This is a genomic window from Aliivibrio logei (assembly GCF_001691055.1).
GTDB classification, from domain to species: domain Bacteria; phylum Pseudomonadota; class Gammaproteobacteria; order Enterobacterales; family Vibrionaceae; genus Aliivibrio; species Aliivibrio salmonicida.
Genome location: NZ_MAJU01000009.1, coordinates 274,446 through 289,842, shown reverse-complemented (window position 1 = coordinate 289,842; position 15,397 = coordinate 274,446). Strand labels below are relative to the sequence as shown.

Sequence of the window (15,397 nt, the reverse complement as noted above, 5' to 3'; positions counted from 1 at the left end):
TTAAAAACCCCGCTTTTTTAAGTGGGGTTATTTTTTTGGGATATGTTTTTTACAACAATCCAAAATAATTGAATTTACTCTCTCGTTAAACTGTAATTGGCACCTGATATATGAGTAATAGCAGTAAGTTTATCACTATATAATGGCGTAATTAAAAAGTAGAACCCTTGATAAGATAATTAACTATCATTAGCGTATAAAACCGCAAATTTATAATTTTTATAAATATAACCCTACATTTAATATTAATGTCAGTTAAAAGTAGGTCAATTTAGGGGTTAGATCGCATTATATAAAAAACGTAATAATTGACGGTTAAATTTGAGGTTTGTGTATCAAATAGAGGAACACGCAGATGATATAAAGACAAAATACACTTTCAAAAAGTAAGTGTTAATAATGTCATTATGATTCTGGAGTAGCAGTATGCAAGACAATAATGCACGATTTCCCACGATAGCTAAGGTTCTAATTTTTAGACAATTTTTATGGGGTGCCGCTTTCTATGGTGCTTTTGTTCTTTTAACCAAATTCTTCCTCAATGATCTTAATTACAGTGAAGCCGATACCATTATGATGATGGGTGCGTTTGGTGCGGTTGGTCCTGTATTTTCAGCGGTAGGTGGCTTTCTAGCTGATAAGTTTATTGGGGCGTTCCGTGCGGTGTATATTGGTTATGCCACTTACCTAATCGGTTTTTTATTATTAGGTATTGGCGCAAGTCAACTTAATGTGCCAATGAGTATTTTAGCTATTGCATTGATTGGTTTTGCTCGTGGTTTATCGGCGACGTGTCCAACAGTGTTGTTTGGTAATTCCTATTCTGAAACTAACCGTGAATCCTTTCAACAAGGTCTTACGGTTAACTATTCAATTAATAATCTTGGTTCTTTTTCTGCTAAATACCTTTTTCCTTTTTTAATCACTTATCTCGCATACCAAGGTGTTTTCTTTGTATCTGCAATATTAATGGCGCTCAACTTGGTTCTCTTTTATAAGTATCGTAAAGAGCTTGCAAGTGTCGGTAATGATTTAGATAAAGCACCATTATCAGTAAAAACATGGGTGTTATTTTTTTCGGGTTCAGCAGCAATGCTTGGCTTAATATTTTGGATATTCTCAAATCTTGATACGGGTAAATACATTCTTTATGCATTAGGTTTTGGCGCTATTGGTTACTTCATTTATGAGATAACAAAAGCGACCCGTGCATTTCAATATAAAATGGTGGCAGTGCTTATTACCGTTTGTATCTTAATCGTGTTCTATTTCTTTTATGGTCAAATGTTTACCTCAATGAACATGTATGCGATTAATTTAATGGATGACACCTTACTTGGCTTTATTCCTATTCACCCTGAATCTAACATGGCATTTAATCCGCTATGGTGTTTTGTGCTTGGTGGGCCGATGATCCAACTGTACGCATGGTTAGATCGCAAAGGCTACTCACCAACAATTCCAACTAAAATTGCAGGGGCATTTATGCTCACGACTATTGCGTTTAGTTTGTTGGGATTCTCTGCTGGGACGATGGGAGAAAATGGAAAAATCTCAGCAGACTGGATTTTATTTGTTCACTTTTTCCAATCAGGTGCAGAGCTTATCGTTGGTGCATTAGGCGCTGGATTTATTTTTGAAATGGTACCGCGTTATCTTGCAGCCTTCTCGATTGGATTACGTGCTGTCGCTATCTCATTAAGTGGAATATTAGCGGCTGTGATAGCCACAAAAATCGCTTTACCTAAAGACATCGTATTTACACCAGAAGTGGTGGAGACGGTATATACGAGCTACTTTTACATGCTAGCGCAAGTGGCGGCGTTTATGGCGGTATTGACGTTAGGATTATCTAAAGTGATTCAAAGGTTAATCGCTCGTGGAGAAGCGTTAGAGGCAGAAGAAAAAGCGGGAGCATCAATGAAGCCTGAAGCTCAGAATTAGTCTTTAATTACGAGTACTGTTTAATTACCCAAAATAAAAAGGGCGAATGTTGCCCTTTTTTATGAAAAATAGATAATTAAATAAGATCTTTTTTTTGTAATTCAGGGTAATTATCCTATGCAATTACACCTTAATTTATCTGCACCAATTTATTGATTTCATTCTCTAAATTGTTAAAATATGGGTTCCATGTGAGCCGAGCATAAGCCTTTCCTTCTTCTTGATAACCCCATGCAGAGAACCACACGTTTTCTCCTTGCTTGCAGGATTGGGTTTGTTCGTCGTCTAAGCTATTGGTACAGATCAGCTTTTCTGCTTTTTTCCCATAATAACTGTTGTTGGGCGAAAATAATGGGCTCATATGTGATGCGGTGCTGATATGTAACGTATCTAACGTCATCGGGTAGGCTTGAGTTCGTTGCTTTATTAGTAGGCTTTGTTGATCGCCATACCAAATCAATTGACTGTTAGGGTTTACAAATTTATCTGAGAAAAATGCGGTAGTCGCCTGTGAATTTATAATGCTATCTGCTTCACTAATGACAATTAAGGTAGGTACGGTAATTTCTTTATTGGCGATCGTATTCCTAAATGCAACGGCACTGTCGGAGTATTGAGTCATACCGTGCATGGATATAGAGCTGTATCGTGCAAAATTATTTTCTTTTTTTGATATACCATCCCAAAATACAGAAACGACTGAACTTAGTTTTTCTAATGTAGGATTTAGTGATTCAAAACCGGGAGAGACAAAGACAAGACCATCAATCCCTCCATTATTTAATGTATGAATCGCCGTTAAATTAGCGCCAGTTGAAAACCCACTTAGCCACACTTCTTGATAGTCTTTTTTAAGTAGATTAGCGTAATGGTCAACAATATTTTGCCAGTCTTGATATGTCGTTAAGTGCATATCTTCTGGTTTACTTCCATGCCCCGGAAGCAAAAGAACTTGCACATAAAACCCTTGCTTAGCAAATGTAGTCGCAAGATCACTAAAGCTGTATGGAGAATCTCCTAATCCATGCACCAGTAGAATTGCTTTTTTCGATTTTTTATTACCACGCTCAAAAGGCATGTTCATTGTTAATTCTTTTTCATGATCATCAGAGATAAAAGCGCGATGTTCAGAGAACCAATCTTTGGTTTCGGCTAAGTATTGATCAAATGAGGGCTGAAGATAATTGTAATACTGTTCAGATAAATGCAAAGGTTTGGGGCTATTGGAGAACGCTGAGCACCCGACAAGAGCAAGCAACAGTAAACTGAGCGCAGTTAAATACATAATGAATTTACGCACGATGATTCCTTAAATTATGATTAATCTTATTCTGTTGTTGATAAATTAAGGATCCAAGAAGCGATATCTTCAATTGGCGTGCTCTTGCCATTGCATCAACGCATCATTAAACCGTCATATAGCAAATTATAAGCTTTATTAATAGGACTTGAATGGATTGCCCGATCTTTATTATTAAATTTTTCTTGGTAGCCATGAATAATAAAGATTGAGAATTAAACAGAGCTAAATCCACATTTAAAGCTTAATCAATAGTTACCCATCGCCGTAGTCGCTAATATTTAAACCTGAATTACGACATAAGTAAATCAAAGACCTCAATGAAGGTAATCAATAAAAAATTCTAGAGGAATGATATGAACCTATTTTTAGACTACGCCTCGTTAGGGATACTTTTTTCTGTTTTATTAATACTTATTTACGGCTTAATTATTGTGCATGATATCCCTTATGAGATGGCTCTTAAGCGAGAACACCCTCATGCTGACGCAATACATGTAGCGGGTTGGGTTAGTTTGTTTTTTCTTCATGTTTTGTGGCCGTTTTTGTGGATTTGGGCAACGATGTATAACGGTGAGAAAAAAGAGTGGTTAGGTGAGAGAAAAAGTGTGTCATCAGAAGATTATTCATCTTTAGTTGCCCGCCTTGACGAATTAGAAAAGAATAGTAAGGGGTAAAAAGATGGAAACAATCATCATATTAAGTTACATCGCTTTATGTATCATCATATTTAAAGTTTGTAATCTTCCGAGAAATAAATGGACGATTACAACGGCTTCTGTCATTGGCCTGTTCCTTGTTGGTTGGATATTTTTATACATGGCGATGTATCAACCTGTATCCCGTATGGCGAGACTTTATAGTGTGACGACGCCAATTACCTCGCAAGTTGAGGGCTTAGTAACCAAAGTATTTGTTCAGGGTAATCAAGAACTAAAAGCCGGAGATCCTTTATATCAAATAGATAAAACCCCTTTTCAAGATAAAGTGAATAGAGTTCAAAGTGATATCAAACGTACAGATTCAGCGATTGATTTTTACCAAGCCGAGTTTGCTAGATATAAAAAATTAGGAACGAAAGGATTTTCTTCTCAAGAAAGTATCGATGATATTAAATCTCAATTATTACAACAAAAAGCGAATAAAAATAAATACTTAACGCAACTTGATTTGGCTAAATTTAATTTGGAGCACACAACGGTGGTTGCTCCTACTGATGGTTATGTTACGCAAGTCGCTTTAAGACCCGGAATGAAAAGTAGAATTGTTCCTTTTCAAGGTAATCTTGTCTTTGTTCACAAAGAGGACAAACAGTTATTTGCAGCATTTAAGCAGTCTCCTGCTCGATATATAAAGAAAGGTTATCCTGCCGAAGTTACCTTTAATACCATTCCTGGGCATGCATATAAAGCACATGTTGTTCAAATAAATAATATTATAGCGCAAGGTGCAATTGCTCCATCAGGAGTTATGCTGGCTCCTGAAAACATTAGCCAAGGTGGTCGGATTTTAGTCAAGTTAGAGCTAGACAACCCATCTTTGATGGATGGAATGCCAATCCCTTCGGGAACTGATGCTCATGTCGCGGTGTATTCACCAAAATGGGAAATGTTCAGTCTTGTACGTAAAGTCATACTTAGAATGCAAAGTTGGGAAAATTGGGTATTTGAGGGATAAATAACCAATCGATCTAATATTAAAGGCGAGACTACAATCATAGTGTCGCCTTTTTTATAGGCAGTAATGATGAATAATAACTAAGTACTATGGTTTTTTAGGAACAGAGTTAATGATTGCTTCTCGCAGCCACTGGTGACCAGTATCGTTTTTTTGAGTTTGATGCCATGTCATATAAACGGGGATTTTATTTGTTTCAAAAGGAACAGGAAATATATTCAAACCAAAACTCTCTGCAACTTTAATTGCATGCCATCGACTGGTGACACATAACCAGTCCGTTTCTGACGCTAACATAAGTGCTGTCGTTGTTGAGCCTGTTCTATAAGCCACTTTTCTTTCTGGAAGATTATTTTCAATAACTAAAGAATCAAGCGTATTCGTATTTAATCGCTGTGTTTTCCACATAAGATGGCTTTCATTCATGAAGTCTTCCATCGTTAGAATGTCTTTTACTCTTGGATGGTTTTTGCTTGCTGTTACGACTAGCTCTTGTTCAAATAAAACGTGATTAATATAACCATGATCGGTCAGTGGTACGGTCGCTAAGATAACATCAACGCTTCTGTTACGGAGAGCATTTTGTCTATCCTGTTCGTTTAAATGTTCTATATCGGCATCGATGGTTATATTCGGGGCATGTTGTTCTTTATATTTGACTAACGTTGGCACCATCAGTAAATCAATATCTTTATGACTAGAGATACGAAAGGTACGCTGACTATTTTTTGGTTCAAACTCTAAACGAGATTTTGAGCCGTTGATGAGAAGGTTAAGAGGACCTTGAATTTCACTATGCAGTTCTAACGCAAAGCTAGTTGGAGTAATTCCTCTGCCTTGGCGGATAAAAAGGGCATCTTGGTATTGGTCTCGTAAGCGGTTTAGCGCGTGACTTACCGCTGGTGCAGTTACATTTAGAGCTTCTGCGGCTGCATTAACACTTTTTGATTTCATTACTGCATCAAATGTTTTAAGCAGATTTAAATCCATCGTTATCCTCTTAGTATATTTAACTTTATACTTAAAGAGAGTAGTTCATTCCCTATATAAAAACACGGGTAAATGTCTTCTTTAACATTGTCTTGGCTGTATCATCAAAAGTAGCCGTCAATACGACGGCTACTATGGACATAACGTAACTTTATTTAGACAGTTCAGCCGCCGTATCAACAAAAATCCCTTGAATGTCTTTTGCTTCACGCTCAGTTTGACCACCGTGTTTTAGAAACGCAGAGATAATGCTCGCTGTTTTTTGCTCTTTAGCACGCTCTAAAAAGTAACGTAACTCTAGCTCTGCGCCCGCGTCTTCATCTTTAATTGACGTGCTGATGATTTCTTTGTACATCACGATATTACGAATGTCTAAGCTACTAATTACCCCAAGCGTCATGGCTAAAAATGCCTCCATTTCTGCTTTAGGTACAAATTGAGTAATGATGTTTAAGTTTTCAGCTTGTTGTGCAGTGAAATCGTTACCCAATAGCAGAGCTTGTAATGCTTTGTTTTTTCCCATTCTTCTTGCAAATTGCACCGCACCCTGACCACCAGTAGGAATATTTACGTGAACTTCTGGTTGAGCAAATGCAGCATTCTCAGTGGCATAAGCAAGATCACACGCCATAACAAACTCATTACCGCCCCCACGAGCCACGCCATCAACTAAGGCAACAGACACTTGTTTCATCGCCTTGATATTCATGATCATGTGGTTGAACTCAATAGATGCCGCTTGACCACCTTGCGTGCCGTTAATCACATTAAGATCAAGGTGCGCTAAAAAGAACGTTTCATGCAGTGATTTAAATACAACAACCTTAGTATCTCGATCGTCTTTTAAAGAAAGCACAAACTCATTAATTTCGTTGATTAGATTAATGGTCAACACATTCACTGGTGGGTTGTTGATAGCAACGGTTGCGATGCCATTTTGGTTAGTGATTGATAATGTTTTCATAATGTACTTCCTCTAAATCGCCTATCGGCTAGTCAAATATAGTAACGTTGAAAGGGCGTCCTCTCCGTTAGTGAGATAACTATAAACAATCTATTAGATGATAAAAATACCGTTACTGGCATAACATTGATGCTAATATTGCACCAATGTGTATTTATCTATTCTCATGAGGCTCATATGGATTTTTCTAATCGTTTATTGTTATTGCTTGAAGTGACAGAGCTTGGCTCTTTTACTAATGTTGCCGAGCAACAGAATGTGGATCGCTCTGTCATATCAAAACAGATAAGTCGTTTAGAAGAAGAGTTAGGGGTTCGCTTACTTAATCGCACCACTCGTTCGTTGTCGTTAACCGCGGCAGGCAGTGAGATGGTGAATCAAGCGACGCAATTACGTGAATTGTTGAATAACACGCATCGCTTGGCGCAAAACTACCATTCAGAGCCAAGAGGGATATTAAAGATCACTAGCTCAATGATGTTTGGTCGTCAGTACGTTCAAGATGCAATTTCTGTTTTTCAGAAACAGTACCCTGATGTGAAATGCGAGCTGAGATTAGAAGATAGAGTCGTTGATATTGTGCAAGAGGGCTTTGATATTGGCTTTCGTATTGGTAAGCCAAAGAACTCCAGTTTAATTTCTCGTAAGATTGCCCGAAGTCGTTTATTAATTGTCGCCTCTCCAGATTTCATTCAGGAACACGGTCAGATAGAGACAATTGAAAAATTAGAATCACTGCCAGCGACGATTTATGCCGCGCCTGGATTACTCATTAATAAATTCAATTATCTTGATGAGAACGATATTGAGCAGCAGTTTCACCTTAATGTCGCTTACAAAGTGAATGATGTTGAGATGGTAGTAAAAAGCGCACTGGCAGGAAATACGCTAGCAGTTGTTACCGCACAAATGATTGAGGATGAAATCATTGAAGGTAAGCTTATACCGATCATGACGCATTTGAATCTTGAGGACTTTGGCACTTTTTATGCCGTGTACCCACATCGAGATGCACCCATTAAAACCAAGCTATTTATTGATGTTTTAAAGTCAATTATTGGAGAGGATTCACCGGTGTGGGAACAAAACATTCCGAACTTTACAAAGCTGTATGGGGGTAAGAAGTAATTTGGTTTGATATTGAAAATATTAACTATGTGACTGAAAAACAGAGAATAATTATGGTCTTAAGTTTTCTTAACCTTGATACTTACTCTAAAAAAGGATATTGAACTCCTTTATGTGTAAAGTAAATATTTAAGAATACGGGTAAAGTAACACAGACAATCTATTCATCAATTAAAGGAATAAACTATTATGAAAGTTCGTTTTTATCTTCTTGCTGCACTTAGTATGACGTCACTATTTGGCTGCGGAGGTGGTGAACAGTCACTCAAAGTGACGGCCAGTGCATATACTTCAAGTGTTGGAGAAACCGATTCGACGCCAAACCTTGCTGCTTGGGGTGATACGCTTAAGCCAGGAATGAAGTCAATTGCAGTGTCGAGAGATCTTATTGATATGGGGCTTACTCATAATCAAGAAGTGAGAATCGAAGGGTTTGAAGGTACATACCTCGTTCTGGATAAAATGAATAAGCGCTGGAAAAAGAAAATTGATATTTACATGGGCAATGATGTTGAAAAAGCAAGACAATGGGGCAAGCAAGACGTTGTCATCTATTGGACAGTGAAAGAAGATAAGTCGTAAACTTTGCTACTATAAATTTTAATTATCTTCATAAAGTGACATCTTAGTGATGTCACTTTTTATTTTTTAATGCCTCAACGATAACTCACACCCTCGTTATCTATTTATTTTATACCGTGTATCCACATTAAAACAATCCCATTAAACCACGTTATTTATTGCTGTTGTAAAGTTAACTATCGGAGAGTGTTCTACGATTTTTGGAGTTGAACATCCCGAATTTTGCCAATTGATAGGGTGGTAAGACGTAAATAATGGGTTTGACTTTAAATCATGACTTGCATGAGTTAATGTGATTTTTAATCATCACAGTGTCACCTTATAGTTAATTCATCGAAACAAAATGAGTGATACAAAGGTGAATGTTATGGCTGTACAAACCTATTTTTTATTAACGGCGTTAATGCTATCGACCACGGTTGCAGCGGTTCCAAGCATGCAGCTTAAAATGGATGTGCAAGAGCGGGTATTAAATCAACGACAAAATGAAATGAAAAAAACGCTGAGAAACACTGACTCTACAAAGCGTCATAATGAGAGAGAACGTTATTTAGAGTTGAAAGCGGAAGAGCTCAGTAAGCAGCAAATGGTTCCTCAGCAAGCGTTGTTAACACAAACTAAACACAAGTAATCAGCTTTAAATAATGGTGAATACAATATCAATAAAATATAGAGATACACTTGTTGAGTTAGCCACATTTCGGTATGAGTTATCGATCCTAAGAGAGCAATTATGAGCCTTAAAATAGTAGAAGTGTCAGCAGAGCATAACAAAGAGTTAAGCCGTGTTATTAAATGCGTAGGCGAAGAATACGGAGCCGTCGGTGAGGGCTTTGGTCCATCGGATGCCGAAGTGGATGCAATGAGTTTGTCTTATACTAAAGAAAACCGCAGTCATTATTTGGTCGCGTTATTGGATGGAAAAGTCGTCGGTGGCTGTGGCCTTGCCCCCTTTGGTAATGATGAGAATACTTGTGAATTGAAAAAGCTGTTCTTGCTTGAAGAGAGCAGAGGACTCGGTCTTGGAAAGCAACTTGCTATCGCGTGTTTAGCGTTTGGTAAAGAACAAGGGTTTACTCAATGCTACCTTGATACGCTTTCCAATATGGTCGCGGCAGTGCGATTGTACGAAAAACTAGGCTTTGAACATTTACCGCAACCACTTGAAGACACGCTTCATGGTGCATGTGATGTTTGGATGCTAAAACAGCTGTAAATAAGAACTCAAGGATGAGGTATGAATAACTACAAACTGCTACGCCCGTTATACACATTACTACAGACACGAAGTTTGACTGAATCTGCGAGGCGATTAAACGTCACGCAATCAGCAATGAGCAGAACCTTAACTCAAATAAGATCTGCTTTTAATGATCCTATTTTAATTCGGGAGGGAAACCAGTTTGTCGTGAGTGAAAAAGGTGAGGTATTACTGAAAAAACTGCCATCAATATTGGCTACCCTTGATGACTTATATGACGTAGAGGTTTTCTCTCCTAAAGAATGCAGTCGAGAGTTTACACTGGCTTACACCGCCTTTCTTTCTGAATCCATTGTTCCCGTTATATGCAAAGAAATAGTGGCTCACGCACCTAATGCATCCTTATACGGTCAACTTTGGCAAGAGCAACACATTCAAGCGCTCTCAGAGAGTAAAATTGAGTTAGTGGCCTCCACGTTAGATCATTTTCCAGAAAACATTTATGGAAAGAAACTGATCGATGATGAGTACGTGATCATCATGTCTAATTCACATCCCTTAGCCAATCAGCCATTGAGCCAACAGGCTTACTTTGAATCAAAGCATGTATTAGTTCATGGATTACGAGAAATGAAGCAGTACGTTGGTGAGTTATTTGAGCAGCATAATAAAAAAAGACAAGTGCTCGCAAAGACCCCATCATTTACTTCAGCCATAGAACTTGTATGTCAAACCGATGCGCTTGTGACGGCACCGCTGCATATCGCGGGTCAATTTTCCGATAAATTACCAATCACAATTAAGTCGTTACCGTTTGAGCTTCCACTTCATAGTTATTATTTACTTTGGCACAGTAAATACCAGAATGACTCTGCTCATCGTTGGTTCAGAGAGCAAAGTTTCTTACTGTTACAACAGCATTTAAAAGAGACGTATGACGCGGGTCATCGCCATTTACGTATGATGAATATTTGAATTGGGTAGAACTAAAAATGGAAGACACGAAAAGACGTTAGCAAATTCTCCTTTGCTAACGCCTAATTTAACGCTTAATCAATGTTACACTCAATACAGCCTTGTAGTGCGATTTCGTGTTCAAAGATTGCGGTATCGTTACCTTCTGCCAGTAGCTCTGTTATTTCATCCGCTACTTCTTTTTCATCTTCGGCTTTTACTTGATCCGCTAGTTGTTCTTCTGAATAACCATAAAAATTCAGCAATAAGTAATCACGAGCTTCGTCTTTAGTGCAAGTCACGTTTACTGAAAGCTCTGATTCAATGCCTTCTTGCGCGATAATTGCAGCCGCTTGTGTAACGACATCCTCTTTCATCGCCGCCGTTAACCAGCCAAGATCCGTGTTTACTTTGGTTTTTTTACAGTTAAAACAAGGCAGTTGTTGAAAGTAATATTGAAAATTAGTCATGAGTAAGTCTCTTTGAGTGTTGTATAGCAAGATTATGCGTGTTTTGTAGAAAAATACTATCTCAATAGGATTACTACTCTCAAATTAATTGGGGGTAAAGATAAATGGGCAGAGGTTATTTAGGGATAAGAGCGGACACCAGTGTTTACATTATTGAAGACTAAGGGAGTATATTTATGTGAGTACTTACATTATTTATATCTGATTTATTTTGGAACAACAAGCTAGCTACTCCCCCCAACACTCCAAATCGCGCTGACCTCTAATTCCCTCAAATCATTACAAGAGCACAATAAAACTAAAGCATAACTGTATCTTCCATTCTTAGTATGAGCATCACATTAACGGTTACTCATACTAAATTATTACGGATAATAGTATCTCTAGAAGCATTGTTGATAGAATCACTATTCAATAAGTGAAGATCTAATACATCTCACAGAAATAACAGAACTTTATTGCCTATGCTCTGCGCTTTTTAAACGCGTGCCAGCCTGCACTTAAGATCGTTTTAAACACCACACCAAGCGCGCTTAATTTAGGATCGGCATTTTTCCCTGCGGCAATGCGCCACATTTGGTGTTCGTACCACACCAATCCAACCATTCCTATTTTATCAAGCGCAGGTTTGCCAGTTGTTGGTACGGTTAGCGGCATTCCATGGTTTGGATTCTCCATTAACTTATTAGGAAAGTCAGGATCAACCGCCATGGTTCGTGCTATGCCAATAAAGTCAGTCGCTGAGGTGTTTAATGCTTCATTCATCGCTTGTGCAGAACGAAATCCACCAGTAACGACCAACGGTGTGCTCACTAGCTTTCTTACTTTTTCCATGTAATCCATAAAATAGGCTTCACGTTTTGCGGTACTAGCCTTTAGTGGTTCATTTTTATTTTTAGATCCCATCATCGATGGACTTTCGTAAGTGCCACCCGATATTTCGATTAAATCGATGCCATTATCACTCAGTGTTTGTACTACCTGCATCGACTCTTCTTCAGTGAAGCCACCTTTCATAAAATCGGCGCTATTAAGCTTAATTCCTACTGGGAAATCATCTCCCACTTCTTTACGGATAGCACGATACACTTCCAGTACAAAGCGAAGGCGGTTTTCTAACGAACCACCCCATTTGTCATCGCGTTGGTTGTGTCTTGCGGATAAAAATTGACTGACAAGATAACCATGAGCCCCATGAATTTGTACGCCGCTAAAGCCCGCTTGTTTTGACAATTTTGCACTGAGGGCAAATTTATTAATAATGTCATGGATCTCGCTATCGTTCAGTGCTCGCGGAGTATTAAAGCTTTTTTCTAATCCACGGCCTAATGATAGTGCAGATGGGGCCACAGGATCAGCGCATAAGAATTTAGGAATTTGTTTACCGGGATGGTTAAGCTGCATCCATATTTGTGAGTCGTTTTGTTTGCCTGCATTTGCCCATTCACTAAATAATGCTAAGTTACTTTTCTCATCCAAAACTACATTTTTAGGCTCGCCAAGTGCGCTTCTATCTACCATTACGTTGCCAGTAATAGATAAACCAATACCACCGTTGGCCCAACGCTGATATAGGGTCGCTAAGTCAGAAGTAGGGTTGTGTTGCTTATCGCCAAGTTGCTCACTCATCGCCGATTTGAACAGACGATTCTTAATGACTTGGCCTTTAGAAAGGGTAAAAGGATTACTGAGAGTAATTGAATTCATGTTTGCTCTTACTGTTATATTCTTTTTGTATGATGAGTTAAGTATGCCCTATTTTATTGATGGTTCCGAGTATCTAGCGTCTCTGAGAACATAGCGTCGATGTCTATTTGATTGAACAAGAGCTTTGGGTGCGATGAGTAAATTGCGTTATCATTCACTACCTCCTAAATTTGATTGTTGTTCTTATGCCTACGTTTTCTTTTTCACTGATCCCGGTAGGGGTTAGATTTATGTTTCTTTCTGCTCTTGGATTTGCGCTTATGTCGGCGTGCGTAAAATATGTGAGTAATGATGGCATTCCAGTATTTGAAATTGTTGCAGCGAGGGCTCTTGTTTCTTTGACCATTAGTTATTTAGATGTGAAACGGAAAGGAATTTCGATATGGGGGCACAATAAACCCTTACTTCTTGCTCGTGGTTCGGTAGGCACAGTTGCGCTTATGTGTGTTTACTATGCGGTGACAACCTTACCTTTGGCGGAAGCGACGATATTGCAATATGTTCACCCTATATTTACGGCATTACTTGGCGTATTGTTTTTGAAAGAATATATTCAAAAATCAACCATGATATGCATTGCTTTTTGTCTTGTTGGCTTGTTTGTTATGGTTCAACCAGGCATGAGCAGTGGAGGCTCGAATGAATTACCTGTTTTTAGCGTGATACTTGCGTTATGTGGTGCGTTGGGAAGCTCGATAGCTTATGTGATTGTGAGAAAATTAAGTCAAACAGAAGACAGCTCAGTGATCATATTTTATTTCCCATTAGTAGCGTTACCTATCTCAAGTGTGCTGATTTGGAATGATTTTGTATGGCCAAGTTTATTCCTTACCATGATCCTGATTTTAATCGGTATTTTTACGCAAATTGGACAATATGGATTGACCAAAGCCATGCAAACCCAAGCGGCGGGTAAAGCATCTGCCTATTCTTATGTTCAGGTTGTGTTTTCTGCGTTATTAGGTGTTTGGGTATTTAATGAAATGCCATCAATGTGGACGTATCTTGGTGGTGGTTTGATTATTACGGGTGCGCTAATCAATGTATTTGGTAAACAGCCTGTTTCTATTTCTGAACAAAGTGAATCAAGAAAATAATGACCTTATTTGATTCGCTATTTTGGGGTAATAACAAATCAGTTATTACCCCTCGTTCTAAATTCGTTTAACTCTACATCCCCCCTCAGGCACTACTCTTTGTTTCTTCTCTAGCATCTCAAACACCACCAATAACACCGCGGCAATTACCGCACCTACAAAGCACAAATACAATGCGCTGTAGTAATTATATAATTCACCCACGATACCAACCGCTACGCTTGATACCAACACACTGATATTCAGCATGTTTGAGAACAGGGTAGATGCAGTGCCTAATCGATCTGTCATCATATCTTGCAATGCCACCATACCTAACGTTGCACAGACACCAATGAAGAAGCCATTTAATACTTGAGCAATAAGCATAGAGGTAAAGCTCGTTTGTGAGAGCATAACAAGAAAGAAACAAGCACCAGAAATTACACCTAATATCATCACTCGAATAGTACCCATTTTCTCGGCCATTTTCCCCGCAGCAAGCATGACGGGAATTTCACAGGCGGCAGCCATTCCAAACATCAATCCTAGCCAACTGACATTCACTTTTAATTCTTGTGAAAGATACAGAGGCATACTGGTGATGTATAGGTTATTAGCAGAAAACGCACACACGATGATAAGACAATATAAGAGAACCATTCGACCAAGAGGTTTATGTTCAACCACGGTAGCTCTTTCTTCTTTTGTTACGACATTATCGGGAATGAATTTCGCAATCACTAATACGGCGGCGGCGACGGTAATGGCCGAAACTGCAAAGGCTGCACTGAATCCAAATTGTGCTTTAAGCATAAAAGCAGCTGGAGGGCCAAAGACCCATGCAATCGCAAGGCCTGCTCTCATCGTTGCTAAAAAACTGGTGCTGTTAGCGACGTATCTATCGCCATATTCTCGACCTAACGCAAACAACTGCCCAAAAGAAGCACCACTTACGCTACCAAATACAACAGCAACCGTGATAGCCAACCAATAATCACGTACTACGGTAAAACTAGAGACCAAAATTAGGTAACTAAGTAATGACACAATTAGAATAGTTTTTCGATTCCAATGGCTGTCTGAGCGTTTAGCAATAAAGTGAGAAACAACGACCGAACTACTTACCGCAAGCGTCATATACAGACTTAGCATTATTGGTGATGCGCCAAGTTCTTCAACAATAAACAGACTTGATAGTGGATAAAAAAAGGCACCACAAAGCCCGGTGACAAAGGCGGTAAAAATGAACAGCAATGAGGTTCTATCTTTATACATAGTGAAACTCCAACATACGAAACTTGTTTTTGGTTAGGTGATTTAATTTACGGCTAGTCTACTTAATGTTGAGGGGGTGATTGATGTTATTCGAGCTACCTCTGATACTATTCATTCATTTTATAG

At 38.6% G+C, this 15,397-nt stretch carries 15 protein-coding genes; 9 read left to right on the top strand and 6 right to left on the bottom strand.

Annotated features, from left to right (window positions below; all coding sequences use genetic code 11):
* Positions 1-426 precede the first annotated feature (426 nt).
* Positions 427-1,944: a peptide MFS transporter gene (locus A6E04_RS10390; protein WP_065611252.1), complete on the top strand. Its 1,518-nt coding sequence runs from the start codon at positions 427-429 to the stop codon at positions 1,942-1,944.
* Between the two features lie 130 nt (positions 1,945-2,074).
* Here A6E04_RS10390 and A6E04_RS10385 read toward each other — a convergent pair whose 3' ends face one another.
* The gene (locus tag A6E04_RS10385; RefSeq protein ID WP_065611250.1) at positions 2,075-3,244 is read right to left on the bottom strand and encodes an alpha/beta hydrolase; all 1,170 of its coding nucleotides are present in this window, start codon (positions 3,242-3,244) and stop codon (positions 2,075-2,077) included.
* Between the two features lie 356 nt (positions 3,245-3,600).
* Between A6E04_RS10385 and A6E04_RS10380 the strand changes: the two genes are divergently transcribed.
* Positions 3,601-3,921 (top strand): DUF3302 domain-containing protein, encoded by a 321-nt coding sequence (locus A6E04_RS10380; protein WP_065611248.1) that lies wholly within the window; start codon positions 3,601-3,603, stop codon positions 3,919-3,921.
* Between the two features lie 4 nt (positions 3,922-3,925).
* On the top strand, positions 3,926-4,921 hold the full coding sequence (locus A6E04_RS10375; RefSeq protein WP_065611246.1) for an HlyD family secretion protein: 996 nt from the start codon (positions 3,926-3,928) through the stop codon (positions 4,919-4,921).
* An 87-nt stretch (positions 4,922-5,008) separates the two neighbouring features.
* Here the strand turns inward: A6E04_RS10375 and A6E04_RS10370 are convergent, their stop codons facing one another.
* Both A6E04_RS10370 and A6E04_RS10365 read right to left on the bottom strand, forming a co-directional pair.
* Entirely contained in the window at positions 5,009-5,911 is a 903-nt protein-coding gene (locus A6E04_RS10370) for a LysR family transcriptional regulator (RefSeq protein WP_065611244.1), read from the bottom strand.
* A gap of 151 nt (positions 5,912-6,062) precedes the next feature.
* A complete protein-coding gene (locus A6E04_RS10365; protein ID WP_017021158.1) occupies positions 6,063-6,875 on the bottom strand; it encodes an enoyl-CoA hydratase/isomerase family protein in 813 nt (270 codons plus the stop codon).
* 177 nt (positions 6,876-7,052) lie between these two features.
* Here A6E04_RS10365 and A6E04_RS10360 point away from each other — a divergent pair, with 177 nt between their 5' ends.
* From A6E04_RS10360 to A6E04_RS10340, 5 genes are all read left to right on the top strand, one after another.
* Positions 7,053-8,003 carry a LysR family transcriptional regulator gene (locus tag A6E04_RS10360; protein WP_023602749.1) on the top strand — a complete coding sequence of 317 codons (951 nt, stop codon included), beginning with the start codon at positions 7,053-7,055 and terminating at the stop codon, positions 8,001-8,003.
* A gap of 189 nt (positions 8,004-8,192) precedes the next feature.
* Positions 8,193-8,585: a 3D domain-containing protein gene (locus tag A6E04_RS10355; protein WP_017021154.1), complete on the top strand. Its 393-nt coding sequence runs from the start codon at positions 8,193-8,195 to the stop codon at positions 8,583-8,585.
* A 367-nt stretch (positions 8,586-8,952) separates the two neighbouring features.
* Complete coding sequence (locus A6E04_RS10350; protein ID WP_023602748.1) at positions 8,953-9,216, top strand: hypothetical protein; 264 nt, start codon at positions 8,953-8,955, stop codon at positions 9,214-9,216.
* Positions 9,217-9,318: 102 nt separating this feature from the next.
* The gene (locus A6E04_RS10345; protein ID WP_023602747.1) at positions 9,319-9,801 is read left to right on the top strand and encodes a GNAT family N-acetyltransferase; all 483 of its coding nucleotides are present in this window, start codon (positions 9,319-9,321) and stop codon (positions 9,799-9,801) included.
* A 21-nt stretch (positions 9,802-9,822) separates the two neighbouring features.
* A complete protein-coding gene (locus A6E04_RS10340) occupies positions 9,823-10,761 on the top strand; it encodes a LysR family transcriptional regulator (RefSeq protein WP_065611242.1) in 939 nt (312 codons plus the stop codon).
* A gap of 74 nt (positions 10,762-10,835) precedes the next feature.
* Here A6E04_RS10340 and A6E04_RS10335 read toward each other — a convergent pair whose 3' ends face one another.
* Both A6E04_RS10335 and A6E04_RS10330 read right to left on the bottom strand, forming a co-directional pair.
* Positions 10,836-11,210: a hypothetical protein gene (locus A6E04_RS10335; protein WP_065611241.1), complete on the bottom strand. Its 375-nt coding sequence runs from the start codon at positions 11,208-11,210 to the stop codon at positions 10,836-10,838.
* Positions 11,211-11,672: 462 nt separating this feature from the next.
* The gene (locus tag A6E04_RS10330; RefSeq protein ID WP_065611239.1) at positions 11,673-12,917 is read right to left on the bottom strand and encodes an NADH:flavin oxidoreductase/NADH oxidase family protein; all 1,245 of its coding nucleotides are present in this window, start codon (positions 12,915-12,917) and stop codon (positions 11,673-11,675) included.
* Positions 12,918-13,102: 185 nt separating this feature from the next.
* On the opposite strand from A6E04_RS10330, the gene A6E04_RS10325 reads away from it, so the two are divergent.
* Positions 13,103-14,014 (top strand): DMT family transporter, encoded by a 912-nt coding sequence (locus tag A6E04_RS10325; protein ID WP_083198975.1) that lies wholly within the window; start codon positions 13,103-13,105, stop codon positions 14,012-14,014.
* 57 nt (positions 14,015-14,071) lie between these two features.
* On the opposite strand, the gene A6E04_RS10320 is transcribed toward A6E04_RS10325, so the two are convergent.
* Positions 14,072-15,271, bottom strand: a complete 1,200-nt coding sequence (locus A6E04_RS10320) for a sugar efflux transporter (RefSeq protein WP_065611235.1) — start codon at positions 15,269-15,271, stop codon at positions 14,072-14,074.
* Between the last annotated feature and the right edge of the window lie 126 nt (positions 15,272-15,397).

What these genes read in the sequence shown, in the direction of transcription:
- A6E04_RS10340 (WP_065611242.1), top strand. Translation starts at nt 9,823, where the DNA reads ATGAATAACTACAAACTGCTACGCCCGTTATACACATTACTACAGACA.
- A6E04_RS10350 (WP_023602748.1), top strand. Translation starts at nt 8,953, where the DNA reads ATGGCTGTACAAACCTATTTTTTATTAACGGCGTTAATGCTATCGACC.
- A6E04_RS10370 (WP_065611244.1), bottom strand. Translation starts at nt 5,911, where the DNA reads ATGGATTTAAATCTGCTTAAAACATTTGATGCAGTAATGAAATCAAAA.
- A6E04_RS10365 (WP_017021158.1), bottom strand. Translation starts at nt 6,875, where the DNA reads ATGAAAACATTATCAATCACTAACCAAAATGGCATCGCAACCGTTGCT.
- A6E04_RS10335 (WP_065611241.1), bottom strand. Translation starts at nt 11,210, where the DNA reads ATGACTAATTTTCAATATTACTTTCAACAACTGCCTTGTTTTAACTGT.
- A6E04_RS10360 (WP_023602749.1), top strand. Translation starts at nt 7,053, where the DNA reads ATGGATTTTTCTAATCGTTTATTGTTATTGCTTGAAGTGACAGAGCTT.
- A6E04_RS10375 (WP_065611246.1), top strand. Translation starts at nt 3,926, where the DNA reads ATGGAAACAATCATCATATTAAGTTACATCGCTTTATGTATCATCATA.
- A6E04_RS10330 (WP_065611239.1), bottom strand. Translation starts at nt 12,917, where the DNA reads ATGAATTCAATTACTCTCAGTAATCCTTTTACCCTTTCTAAAGGCCAA.
- A6E04_RS10355 (WP_017021154.1), top strand. Translation starts at nt 8,193, where the DNA reads ATGAAAGTTCGTTTTTATCTTCTTGCTGCACTTAGTATGACGTCACTA.
- A6E04_RS10380 (WP_065611248.1), top strand. Translation starts at nt 3,601, where the DNA reads ATGAACCTATTTTTAGACTACGCCTCGTTAGGGATACTTTTTTCTGTT.
- A6E04_RS10345 (WP_023602747.1), top strand. Translation starts at nt 9,319, where the DNA reads ATGAGCCTTAAAATAGTAGAAGTGTCAGCAGAGCATAACAAAGAGTTA.
- A6E04_RS10390 (WP_065611252.1), top strand. Translation starts at nt 427, where the DNA reads ATGCAAGACAATAATGCACGATTTCCCACGATAGCTAAGGTTCTAATT.
- A6E04_RS10320 (WP_065611235.1), bottom strand. Translation starts at nt 15,271, where the DNA reads ATGTATAAAGATAGAACCTCATTGCTGTTCATTTTTACCGCCTTTGTC.
- A6E04_RS10325 (WP_083198975.1), top strand. Translation starts at nt 13,103, where the DNA reads ATGCCTACGTTTTCTTTTTCACTGATCCCGGTAGGGGTTAGATTTATG.